10 protein-coding genes are annotated in these 11,918 nt (G+C 63.3%); 5 read left to right on the top strand and 5 right to left on the bottom strand.

From position 1 onward, the window contains the following. Positions 1-18 precede the first annotated feature (18 nt). Positions 19-777 (top strand): GntR family transcriptional regulator, encoded by a 759-nt coding sequence (locus tag AC1MCA_RS01650; RefSeq protein ID WP_479800767.1) that lies wholly within the window; start codon positions 19-21, stop codon positions 775-777. Between the two features lie 12 nt (positions 778-789). Next, entirely contained in the window at positions 790-1,491 is a 702-nt protein-coding gene (locus AC1MCA_RS01645) for a phosphonatase-like hydrolase (RefSeq protein ID WP_479800765.1), read from the top strand. 655 nt (positions 1,492-2,146) lie between these two features. On the opposite strand, the gene AC1MCA_RS01640 is transcribed toward AC1MCA_RS01645, so the two are convergent. Then, positions 2,147-3,661: a CYTH and CHAD domain-containing protein gene (locus AC1MCA_RS01640; protein WP_479800763.1), complete on the bottom strand. Its 1,515-nt coding sequence runs from the start codon at positions 3,659-3,661 to the stop codon at positions 2,147-2,149. Positions 3,662-3,753: 92 nt separating this feature from the next. Here AC1MCA_RS01640 and AC1MCA_RS01635 point away from each other — a divergent pair, with 92 nt between their 5' ends. Next, a complete protein-coding gene (locus AC1MCA_RS01635) occupies positions 3,754-4,458 on the top strand; it encodes a hypothetical protein (protein ID WP_479800761.1) in 705 nt (234 codons plus the stop codon). A 41-nt stretch (positions 4,459-4,499) separates the two neighbouring features. Here AC1MCA_RS01635 and AC1MCA_RS01630 read toward each other — a convergent pair whose 3' ends face one another. Together AC1MCA_RS01630 and AC1MCA_RS01625 are read right to left on the bottom strand one after the other, a co-directional pair. Continuing rightward, complete coding sequence (locus AC1MCA_RS01630) at positions 4,500-4,934, bottom strand: anthrone oxygenase family protein (RefSeq protein WP_479800759.1); 435 nt, start codon at positions 4,932-4,934, stop codon at positions 4,500-4,502. Beyond that, positions 4,931-5,737: an SDR family oxidoreductase gene (locus AC1MCA_RS01625; RefSeq protein WP_479800758.1), complete on the bottom strand. Its 807-nt coding sequence runs from the start codon at positions 5,735-5,737 to the stop codon at positions 4,931-4,933. Before AC1MCA_RS01625 ends, AC1MCA_RS01630 begins: the two co-directional genes overlap by 4 nt. An 81-nt stretch (positions 5,738-5,818) precedes the next feature. Between AC1MCA_RS01625 and AC1MCA_RS01620 the strand changes: the two genes are divergently transcribed. Then, positions 5,819-6,778 carry an AraC family transcriptional regulator gene (locus AC1MCA_RS01620; protein WP_479800757.1) on the top strand — a complete coding sequence of 320 codons (960 nt, stop codon included), beginning with the start codon at positions 5,819-5,821 and terminating at the stop codon, positions 6,776-6,778. An 882-nt stretch (positions 6,779-7,660) separates the two neighbouring features. Then, positions 7,661-8,260 carry an LURP-one-related family protein gene (locus AC1MCA_RS01615; RefSeq protein WP_479800755.1) on the top strand — a complete coding sequence of 200 codons (600 nt, stop codon included), beginning with the start codon at positions 7,661-7,663 and terminating at the stop codon, positions 8,258-8,260. 716 nt (positions 8,261-8,976) lie between these two features. Here AC1MCA_RS01615 and AC1MCA_RS01610 read toward each other — a convergent pair. Together AC1MCA_RS01610 and AC1MCA_RS01605 are read right to left on the bottom strand one after the other, a co-directional pair. Next, positions 8,977-10,176 (bottom strand): aminotransferase-like domain-containing protein, encoded by a 1,200-nt coding sequence (locus AC1MCA_RS01610; RefSeq protein WP_479800753.1) that lies wholly within the window; start codon positions 10,174-10,176, stop codon positions 8,977-8,979. Further along, on the bottom strand, positions 10,173-11,918 hold the full coding sequence (locus AC1MCA_RS01605; RefSeq protein WP_479800752.1) for a dipeptide ABC transporter ATP-binding protein: 1,746 nt from the start codon (positions 11,916-11,918) through the stop codon (positions 10,173-10,175). Before AC1MCA_RS01605 ends, AC1MCA_RS01610 begins: the two co-directional genes overlap by 4 nt.

The following is an 11,918-nucleotide window of genomic DNA, read 5'->3' as shown; positions in this document are numbered from 1 at the left end:
AACTTGTATGATCATGTTATGTCCATATCGCAAATCCAGCCTCTCCACCAGCGACTGACCGACGAGCTCCGCACCCGACTCACCTCAGGCCTGTGGCCCGAGGGATTCCGGATTCCCAGCGAGGCAGAGCTTTGCCGGGAATTCAACGCATCCCGGGGAACGGTGCGGCAGGCCCTCGCGACGCTGCGCACCGAAGGCCTGATCGTGGGCGGCCGCGGCAAGCAGCCGGTCGCCGGCAGAGGCGCGGTGTCGCAGCCGTTCACCACCTTTATGTCCTTCACCGAATGGGCCGGATCCATCGGGAAGAATCCGGGCCAGCAGACCCGGGAGATCGCCCGCCGACCGGCCTCGGCCGAGGTGGCAGCCCAGCTGGGTATCCAGGAAGGTGAGCCAGTGGTTGAGGTGGTGCGGCTGCGGCTCCTCGGGGACACCCCCGCCATGCTTGAGCGGACAACCTTCGTCCTAGATGCCGGCCGGCTCCTGTTTGATTTCGATACGGACAGCGGCTCGATCTTCAGCTACCTCAAAAGCCAGGGCGTGGACCTGAGCCGGGGCCAGCACACCATTGACGCCATCGGAGCCGACGGGCTGGACGCGGAACTGCTCGGCGTCGACCCCGGCTCACCCTTGCTGCGCGAACGGCGCCTCACCTCATCGGCGGCCGGTCGGCCAATCGAGTACTCCGACGACAGGTACATTCCCGGACTGACCAACTTCACCATCGAAAACACCAGCGAGCACCGCGCCAACCTGGTGCGCGTGCCAACAACAGCATAAGGACCAGCACCAATGATTGAACTTGTCGCCCTCGACATGGCCGGAACAACCATCGACGAGCACGGAGATGTCTACCGCGCCCTGGAGGACTCCGTCCGTGAAACGGGAGCCGAAGTGACCCCGGGGAACCTTCAAACCTGGATGGGTGCGGACAAGACCGAGGCCATTACCGCCCTGCTGAGACTGGGCGGCATTTCCCCCGGGCCCGCGCTGGTTGCGGCCACATTTGCCCGCTTCCAGGAAATGCTGGCAGCCTTCTATGCTGCGAACGCACCAGTTCCGCTGGACGGCGTGGAAGAGGCGCTGCGCACCCTCAAGGCCAACGGCATCAAAGTGGCACTGACTACAGGATTCTCCCGTGACGTGGCCAATCCGCTCCTGGCCACCCTGGGGTGGCGCGTGGGCGACGGCGAGCTGCTCGACGCCGTCGTCACCTCAGACGAAGTTCCCCGCGGCCGGCCAGCCCCGCACATGATCCACCGCGCCATGGAACGCACCGGCGTCCTGGCGGTAGGAGCCGTGCTGGCCGCCGGCGATACCATCAACGATCTCCAAGCCGCCGCCAACGCCGGCGTCTACGGCGTCGGGGTCCTTACCGGAAAGCTCGGAGCAAACGAACTGGGACGCCACCCCCACCTGCGCATCCTCGATGGCGTCAAAGACCTTCCCGAACTCGTGGACTCACTGGCCGCCCGCAGCGCCGTCCCTCGCTGACGGGAAACCCAGCGTTCACCACTGCCAGAAGCGGCCCGGGATGGGCGTTTACTGGTGGACTGCGGTTCGAATGCAACCCCTGGGAGTCGGGTCGGGGCCATGTCTGACCTGGACGAAACGGAGTTGAGGCGCCGGCTGGAGCTGCTTGAGCCGTTCTTTCAGGCCCTCGGGAACCGGAATCTTGAAACGTACGCAGCCGCGAGACTACTCACTGCCCTGTCCGATGCTTCATTCCTGTCTCGGACGCCCACTTCCGCCCAACGGCCGGAGGTTTTACCTGCCATCCGCATGGTCCGGTGTATTTCACCATCACCCGAGCGGGGGGAGCTGGAGCTCGGTACGGGTATCGGAACCCATCTCACGGACGCAATGATCAGGTACGTTCAGCTCGCTCCGGAACAGGACTTGGAGGCCGCTGGCCCGGAAGAAAGTGCCACAGAGGAATTCCCGCCATCACGTCTTGTCCTGGACACCGACTCGTCCCGGCTCTACATCGCAGCGCATAGCCCAATGCATGAACCACGTTCGCATCCGAGCTTTATCCCTGTCGAGCAGTACATCGAAGAACGGGCGCAGCTGTTTATTGAAGCCTTCCGGGCCGCGCGCTAAGCATCAGGGCCGGCAGTAGCTGGCAGCCTTTACCGGGTAGTGGCCTCTAGTGGGAAGCTGCCGGAAACTTCTTCCAGAGGCGGTGGAATTGGGCTTCTGCTTCCACCGCAGCGGCTTGCTCCAGCGCGTGGAGCCGGCCATAGCTGAACCCGTTTTCGCCCTGGACGAAGGCCTCGGCTCCGAGCCTGCGGAGCAGGTCCCGGGTGACGACGCTGTCCTGGTGGTCGCCCAGAATTTGCTGGACGCCTTGGGCGGCGGCCGCGAGGCGGGCGGCTTTCTTGGGGCTGATGGGCGTTGCTGCTTCGGCGGCGTAACGCAGCCGTTTGCCGTCTTTTCGTGCCTGGTGCAGGGCCGGATGGTCGCTGGTTCCGGCCGGGTTCCGCTGAGCGTCCCGGACTGCCGCACGAAGACGCTTGACGTCCCGCTTGACGAGCCGCGGGATGACTTTGCGGGCCGGTTTGGCCGCGAGAGGTGACAATGGCGGTCCGGTGAGCAGGGTGTCGAGAGAGTCGAGAAGGCGGAAGTAGCGGGCCCCGTTCAGTGCTTTCAGTACCTTGGTGTGGGCTTTTTGGTAATCGGCGTTCAGTTCAAGATCGATGCGGCGGGTGACGGGGCCCATGACAAGCTCACCCGGTTCTTCCGCGACCATGTCCTTGAGACGGGCGTGCATGACTTCGGCGTCGCGGGCCTGGCCCAGCACACCGGCGAGCCACTTCAGCTCATTCCGGATCGAGTTTACGTAATCGCCGTTGCTCAGGAGTTTCCTGAACGTCGCCAGTGCCGAGCGCATTCTCCGGGTGGCTACCCGCATTTTATGGACCGCGTCCGGGGCGTCCAACCGGACGAGAGGGTCCTGGGTTTTGAGCTCCCGGACCTGTTCGATGAGGTAGGCGAGCAGGACATCCCCCGCGGGGCCCTTGGGTTTAGGTTTCGGCACCGAGTTCGTGGGGGCTTGCGGATCCCGGCCCAGCGCCCGCGCCAGCTTGGATGCATAGACGGAGGACCGGACGCCCGAGGCTGCCAGCCGGTCCTGACCGGCTTCAAGCAGGTCCCGGGAGCCCTGGACCAGTTCGATCTGCCATTCACGCCAACTCCGGATTTCCCGCTTGGGCGTCAGGGTCTCGGCTTCCACGGTGTCATCACAGACACTGGCGAGAACCTCGCCCTTCTTGTTGAGGAGGCGGTGCACGATGCGTTTGGTCTCCAGCCTCGCAACCGGGCTCAGCGCGTGCCCCCTTGTGTGGACGCTCACGAGATCCAGCAGCGGTTCCGGAACCCCATCGTTGATTTTGCCGAGCGGTTCGTGGAATTCCCTCCGCTCGCCCGTAGTGGAGGGGAGCTTCAGATGCCACCCTGGGTCCCCGCCGCCCTTCCGCCTGCGGAGCGTTATTTGCGCAGAGGCCAGGCGCAGGTCCCGGGTGTCGAAGTACTCCGCCTCCAGCCGATGCTCCACTGGCCTGTCCATCCGGTCAACGCCGGGCAGGTCCTCCAAATACGGAAGGAGGACCATGTACTCGACATCAAACTTCCGGTCGATCTCAACAGCGGGTGTCGTGGCCATAGGAAATTTTATGTCCCCGGCACCCGGGCGCGACAGCAGAAACTGTTACTGACTGGAACACGGGACGGTCGCACTTGCGTTCGCCACCTGCCTTGGCTGCTGCTGCCCAAGCGGGTCTATCCGTCGGCAGGGCTGTTCTTGAGGGCACGGTGCAGCCGGGTGCGGGCACCGTTTTCGACCAGGGTCGGCACGTACGCTCGAATGCGGCCGCTGTCAAGGCCGTGATATTCCTCGCCGACAATCTCGGTGATAAGTTCACGAGGTGCCTCGGGGTAACGGACTGCAAGCCGCTCGACAACACGTCCCACGAGATGTTCTTCATTTTCGTTATCCACCAGCCCAGTGTGATTGGCACCGTTCGGGACGTCAAGAAGATTAGGGGGTACGGGGGATACGTAAAGGCCCCGCCGGTGGGGGACCGGCGGGGCCTTCAGATCATCACGCTACCTGATGGCCCCCAGCACATCGAGTGGAAGAACCGTTGCCTCAAGCCACTGCCCAACTGTCGGATTGAGAAGAAGACATGCACAGTGCCTGACCTCCAGAGCAACGCCCGACGGTCGATCCCCCACACCCTCTTCATGACCAGACCCTGCGGCCGCCTCGGCCCCGGGTACGGCGGCGCGTCGAGGCCAACAACAGAAAAACTTCATCTCTGTAATGCACCAAGGATTGCATCCCTTAGTACTCGCCGCACTTTCGGCGAGTACTACGGCAACCTCTCGAGGACTTTCACCAGTGGTATGAAACACACCTCACGCGACAAGAGCCTCAGCGGGGCGGGGATTTCAGAATGATTTGCCGCCCTCAATCCACGGTGATGTTGGCTATGCGAAACTTACTGGGTCCCCACCGTATGTGTGCCTGCAATGAGCACTGCAGTAGTGGCCAGCGCGGCGCGAAGGGTGTTTGAAGCCGTCCAGCGTCGACGGTAGACCGCCCAGAAAGCTGCGCCTTCCCGTTCGAGCCGCCGGTTGAGCGGGACGTTGACTCCCAAGGTCACTATCGTGCTGGCCAGGGATGCTCCTGCGACGACCAGGTCGGTACCGGATCCTCGCGGCGCTGCTGTGACGGCTAGTGCGATGGCTGCTATGGCGGCGGATCCGAAGACCAGAATAAAGGGCCCGCGTTCGGCCGCTCGGTTGATGCCCACCATGGCGGCCGTGGCCTCCTCTTCATTGAGGCGTCCGAGGGCCGGCATCACCATCGCTGAAAACGCCGCATAGACGCCACCGAGAAGCCCCGCTCCCGCAACGGCGGCTACGTGGATCATGACCAGACCCCGGAGTTGGCACTGCGTCGTGCATATGCCTTCAGTGATGATGCGGGTCGGCCAAGGAGCTGCTCAATTCCGTCGGTCAGGGACGCATTCCTCCCATCAAGGATCTCTGTGAAGAGGCGGGCGAGCGGCTCCGCTTCTTGCGCGGATACCCCGTCGGCGGCGAGGTCTTCGACGAAGGTCGGAACGTCAACCTCCTCAAAGATGACCGGCCGGTCGCGGGCATCGGCAAGGACAGCGGCAGCTTGGGCAAAAGTCAGTAGCTCAGGGCCTGATAGTTCGTAGGTGGCATCTTCGGGCGGGGTTTGGGTTAGGGCGATGACCGCTGCGTCGGCTACGTCGTCCAGATCGACGAATGCTTCTGGCACGTCGGGGGCTGGTAGCCGCAGCCGACCTCGTCGAACCGGGCCGGTGAGGAAGTGCTCCGAGAAGTTCTGCTGGAACCATGAACAACGCAAAACTGTAGTCGGCACACCACATTCGCGGAGGGCAGCTTCGCTCGCCCGGGCACCGTCCTCACCACGACCTGAGAGCAGCACAAGCCGCTCGAGGCCTGCCGTGGCCGCTAACCTCCCGAGCGATGCCATCTTGGCAGGTACACCGGGGAAGGCCAGATCGGGAGTGAAACAGACGTACGCACCCGTGGCGCCACGCAGCGCGGTGGCCCATGTCGAGCTGTCGTCCCAGTCAAAGCCAGTGCGGCGGGAAGCGGACCGGGAAGGTATCGAAGCGGCGGCCAGGCGGTCAAGTACGCGGGCGCCGGAGCGCCCGGCACCGCCAATGATGAGAGTAGTCATGCCTTCAGTAAACCCACAGAGAGCTAGACGATGAATAGTTCAGACTCTTGAAAACCTTTGTCATCGTCTAAGCTTTGGCGCATGGACCCCCTCACGCATTTCCTCGACGGCCCACGGGCGGTCAGTGCTTTCGCTCTAATGGTCCAAATGACTGCCCCTTGGGGTATCAACGTTCGCGATAACGCCGCTCTCACAGTCCTCGCTGTTACCAGAGGGAAGACCCTCGTGGACGGGTCTCTGCTCGAAGCAGGTGACGTAGCCCTCATACGTGGCCCTGAACCCTACACGGTGACCGATGCTTCCGGCAGCGCGCCCGCCATTGAAATCGGCCCGGGCCAGCACTGCACCACCCTGGATGGCCGGGACCTCCGCGACGAACTCCGGCACGGTATCCGTCGGTGGGGGAACGCCGTGAACGGAGAGACGTCGCTGCTCATCGGTACATATGAACGCCCTGACCAGGTGGGTGGCCTCATCAGTCGCGCGCTGCCCCGATTGACCGTGGTGCGGCGCGAACGTGCCGACGGGGCGCTTGTCAGCCTCCTCGCCCGGGAGCTGGCCCACGATGACCCAGCCGCCCAGGTAGTGGTTGACCGTCTGCTTGACGTGCTCGTCGTCGACACCATCCGCCACTGGGCCAACGCTCCTGATCAACCCACCGAGGCCAGTTGGCTTGCCTGCGATGACCCATTAGTCATACGCGCCCTCGAGTGTCTCCATGCAGAACCGGCAGCGCCATGGACAGTGGAGAGTCTTGCCCACCGAGTAAACACCTCCCGCGCCTCGCTCGCCGCACGTTTCCGGACAAGCGTCGGAGAGCCGCCAATGGCCTACCTCACACGATGGCGGCTAACGATAGCCGGCGACCTACTGCAAGCTCCGGATGCCACAGTGTCAGGCGTCGCCGGCCACGTTGGCTACCACAACGCTTATGCGTTCAGTACAGCGTTTAAACGCCAAGCAGGACTAACGCCGACAGAATTTCGCCAGCGCCGCCGCACGCTGACGGGACTGGGGCGTGACCCCGAATCATTCCGCTAGAGGTTCCGTCTAATTGCGGCGGGCTTCACCTGTGTTGGGCGTCAGCCGATGTCATCTTATGGCCACCTGGCCCTACGCTGCGGCGTTTTCCCTGCGCCCGGCCGGTCGACCTGCCGCCCATACTGGCGGTCTCCTGAGAACCTCTCGGCCACTAAGACCCGGGGAACGTTCAGCAGTGGGCTTTGCGTCCTCCGGACGTCGGCAATCAACCGGGCGGCGAAAGCGCTGATTTGATCGACGCCAAAAAGTCATGCCACGGAAATACCACGGCCACGATATCAACCCACACTGAGGATGACCACAACAAGTTCGTGAAGGGACCGGACCATGAGCCGATCACCAGTCGTCGTGCGCAGTTGCTCGGAGCTTCGACCCGGCGATCGCATCGAAGCCCGACACGAGGACAGGCTTCTCTACCGCGGCCGAGTTCTAACAGTCATCCCCAACCTTGAGCTCTTGTGGATTTTGGACGCACGGACAGGCACCCGCCAACTCCTGGATCTCATCCAGATGAAGGTGTTGCGCTGCCCCGTGCGTGCACTACCGGATTTCCCGGACCAGGACCAATTTCCAAAGGGTGCCTAGCGGTAATAGCTGAAGTCAGTCATGCCCCGTACACCTCACGTCAGCCTCGACGGCGCATACTGCAGGCATCAGACATTCAGAGAGGACCCAGCATGACTGCAACAAAAGATCGCCATCAACTCCTGCATTGAGCTAAACCTCGGCGATGAGATCATCGCCACCGACAAGGCCGACTTGGGTCTACCGCGGACGTCGGCTCTGACAACGAACAGTCCTTCAACGGGAGCCGGTCCGGGCAGAGAATATAGCAACCGGCGGACCCACTGGTTCGGGACCGCCATAACAATGAGGACGCACATGAGCGCAGAACTTACCCACGGCATCGACCGTTTCACCGTCATACAGAAGCTCACCCTGATGGTGAACCGGTACGAAATACGTTCCATCACGGGAGACCGGCAACCCGGGCACCTGCTCGCCGTCGCTCAGCAGAAGCGGGCCGCTTTCAAGGAGCAGGTGACCTTCTACCAGGACGAGTCAAGGACCATACCGCTTTTCTCCTTCAAAGCCCGGCAACGCCTCGATCTCGGGGCGACATATGACGTGCTGGACGCCAATGAACAACCGATCGGCAGCTTCCGGAAAGACTTTGGCAAGTCCCTGCTGCGATCGACCTGGCACCTCGAAACAGACGGGCTCAAAGTCACCGGAAGTGAACGCAGCCTCGGCGTCGCCATCGGCAGGCGCATATGGGAAGCGACACCTCTGGGAGACGTGATCCCTTCGCCCTTCCGCTTCCACTTCGACTTCGTCGACCCGAACGGAGAAGTACTCATGACATCAGAACGGGGACGATCCCTCCGCGACCGCTACCTCATCACCCTCCCGGGCGCACGACTCGACGGCCGGGTAGCGGCGGCGATGGCAGTGGCACTGGATGCTCTCCAATCCCGCTAAATCGGCCAAAGCGATAGGAAGACACCCCGCGAATCACAACGCCGACGGAACGGGGCTGCTCTATTGCTGTACGTCGCCGCCGCCGAGGTGGCGAAAAGTTTCAATCCACAGCTTGGCCGTTCGACGTCGATGGGATTGACCAGATTCGCTTTGTCGGCTCCGCTCGGGGAACGCCGCAGTTAACCGCTGTTGAGCATTGCCAGTACTTGGTTGACGTCGGTGTTCAGTGCTTTGGCTGCCTGTTCAACGGTGAGGTAGCGGTGGTGCGGCGATTCATATCTCACTCCCGTTGGGGCGGGAGCTCAACGTAGGGACTGAAGCGGGGTCGGCGCGGGGCCGTGAGTGCAGGGCTTGAGGCAACTAAAAAGGTTTCAGCTGCCTCGTCATATGGACGCCATCCCAGCCGACAAGTTGGGCGTCAATGGGGGGAGTCTGCGTATTGGGACAAATCGGCTTCTTCCATAGTCTGGGCATCAGCAGTCAGGGACCACAGGGTAACCGTCCTTTCTGCGAGCACTCCCCCCTCCACTTTTGATCGCCGATACCCGGCCTTCTGTCAACCTGCCAGGGCTCTAATGCCCTCGCTTCCTGAACCCCGATACGGCTTCGGAGAATTACTGGCTGGACGACTTATCCGGGACAACGGCAGGGGGCCTTCCGGGAGCGGAGTCGCTGGCGTGGACGCGGCGAGGACGTGTATAGGCCAACGAAAGCCACTACTTACGCTGGCGCAACAGTGCCCGTCCCAAGCGCGCTGCTGCTTCTTCCAATTTCGATTCCCCGACATCGCCGTAGGCCATGCGCAGGTGGCGGTCAGCGTCGGTGCCTGGTCCGGATGGGAAAAACGAGCCGCGCTGGTATTCCACGCCCTCGGCGCTGGCGTCGGCAGCCAGTTGGTCCGGATCGATGGCCGGGTCGGCGAGCTTGGGCCAGAGGAATAGTCCGCCCTCGGGAAGGACTGTTTCGAATGCTCCCGGTGCTTCCCGGTGCAGGGCGGCAACCAAGGTTTCGGCGCGGTTGCGGTACAGAGACCGTGCCCGTTCCAGTGTGGCGTCGAAAATTCCCGGCTCGGAGGTCAGAAGTTCCCCGATGATTGCCTGGACCAGCGTGGAGCTGTGTGAGTCCTGACGGCTCCGCAGTGCCACGAGGTCGCGCGCCAAGGGCTCGGGAGCCACCGTCCAACCCAGTCGCAGACCGGGGCCGAGTGTTTTCGTGAAGGTGTTGATGTGGAGGACATGGTCCGAGTTGTTGAATTCCTCCACGCTTCCCTGCTCGCCGGCAAACCGCAGTTCGCGGTAAGGGTTGTCGGCCAGGACCACAAAACCGTAGTGCTCGGCCAGCCGCACGAGCTCCCTGCGTGCTTCGCCGGGGAGTGTGCCCTGGGACGGGTTATGGAAATCCGGCACGGTATACAGGGCGGATGGCCGGGCCCCGGCGCGGAGCTGGTCGGAGAGATGGTCCACGTCCAGCCCGCGGGGGCCCACAGACACAGGCAGGGTCCGCGCGTCCGACAATTGCAGCCCCCGCAGGAAGAGGGGAAAGATCGGGTTGTCCACGGCCACAAGGTCGCTGCGTTCCACCACGGTCTGGATGGCCAGGGACAGTCCGTGGAAGCCGCCGTTGGTGATGAGGATCCGGTCCACAGTGACGCCTTCGCGCTCTGCGATCCACTCGCGCAAGGGCGAGATGCCTTCGGTCCGTGAGTACTGGAGCGCGGGAACGCCCGGCTTTGCCAGGACGCGTGCTGTCGCGGCCGCGAGTTTCTCGGTGGGAAGCACGCCGGGATCGGGAATTCCACCAAGAAGTTCGATGGCATCAGCCCGGCGGTCGCGCAGCGTAGCGTCGCCGAATCCTGTCGGCGCCGTGAAGGCCTCGATCAGTGCGGGTCGTCGGGTGGTTGTCAGGTTCACGGTCATGCTGTTGCCTTCACTAGTTGTTGTTCTGCTGCGGTGTCCACAGGGTCAGCGGTGACCGAGACAGGGGCCGCAGGGGGAGTGGGTGCCTTCAAGGGAATCGCGTCCAGGAGCGCGTGGGTGTAGGGATGCTGGGGACGCAGGAAAACTTCCTCCACAGGCCCGTCCTCGACTACTTGGCCGCGCTGCAGGACGGATACGGTGTCGGCCATTTGCCGTACCAGCGCCAGGTCGTGCGAAACGAACAGGTATGTGAGCCCGAGTTCGCGTTGCAGTTTGGAGAGAAGCTCCAGGATCCCCGCTTGGACGCTTACGTCGAGCGCTGACGTGGGCTCATCCAGAACTACGACGTCGGGCCTCACCACGAGTGCCCTGGCGATGGCCACCCTTTGGCGCTGCCCGCCTGAGAGGTGTGCGGGCCGCCGGGTCAGGACCGAATCCGGCAAGCCGACTGCTTCCAGCGCTTCGCGGACCCGCAGGGTCCGCTCGGCTTTGGTGCCGACGCTGAATTGGTCCAGTGGTTCCCGGACGATCTTGCCTACCCGCCACGTCGGGTCCAGGGAGGTGAACGGGTTTTGATATACGAGCTGCAGATGGCGGCGGATCTCGCGCACTTCCGCGCGGGACCTGCCCGACGTCGACTGGCCGGCTATTGCAATGTGTCCACCGTCCGGCTGTTCGAGACCAAGCAGCAGCCGGACCGCGGTGGTCTTGCCGGACCCGGACTCACCTACGAGGGCGTGCGTCCGACCTCGTTCGACAGAGAAGGACAGTCCGTTGACGGCCAGGACCTCTTTGCCGCCAGCGGTGAACCGCTTGATGACGTCCCGGACGTCGATCTGAGGAGCCAGCAGCGGTGAGGTGACTGCCTCGGTCCGAAAGTCGCCGTCGTGCGTCGCGCCCGTAACCGCCGCAAGGCGCTGGTTCCGGTACCTGTCCGGGTGGAGTGCCGGGACGTCGGCCTGCAGGCAGCGGGCGTAGCCTGTCGTCGGAGCGGCGAAGACCTCACGCGAGGCGCCGCTTTCCTGTACCGCGCCGTCCTTCAATACCACCAGTGAATCGGCTCGCTCTGCGGCGATGGCGAGATCGTGCGTGATCAGGAGCAAACTGATGTCCAGCTCGTGGCGGAGCTCGGTGAGCATGTCGAGGATCAGTTTCTGGACGGTCACGTCCAGCGCGGAAGTCGGTTCGTCCGCCACGATCAGGGACGGTCGTGGCAGGACGGTGAGGGCAATCAGCACACGCTGTAGCATGCCGCCGGAAAGTTGATGCGGGTAGGAATCGTAGACCCGTGCCGGATCCGGCAGGCCAACCTGCTCAAGGACCTCCAGGATCCTGCGGCATCGAACTGCCGGATCGGTTTCGCCGAGCAGGGCGGCGGCTTCGTGGGCCTGCACGCCGATGGTCCGCACCGGGTTCAGAGCCGAGGCCGGGTCCTGCGGTATGAAGCCAAGCTCCCTGCCGCGGAGGGGACGGAACTGCTTTTCGGGCAGGGCGAGGACGTCGCGCCCGTTCAGCTTCACCTGCCCGCTGGCGCTTGCCTCCCCTTGCGGGAGCAAGCGGAGGATCGCCTTGGCGATGGTCGACTTGCCCGAACCGGACTCGCCGATCAGTGCCAGGCTCTCGCCACGGCCCAGGGAGAATTTAACATCATGCACGACGGCGGCAGGTCCGTAGGCGATCGACAAGCCTTCGACTGTTAGTAGGTCTGCTGACACATCGGTGTCCTTTCGAATAAGGGCCAT

The organism is Arthrobacter sp. BK1, assembly GCF_056680055.1.
The sequence above is the reverse complement of the archived record's forward strand: the minus strand, read 5'-3'. Positions and strand labels throughout refer to the sequence as shown.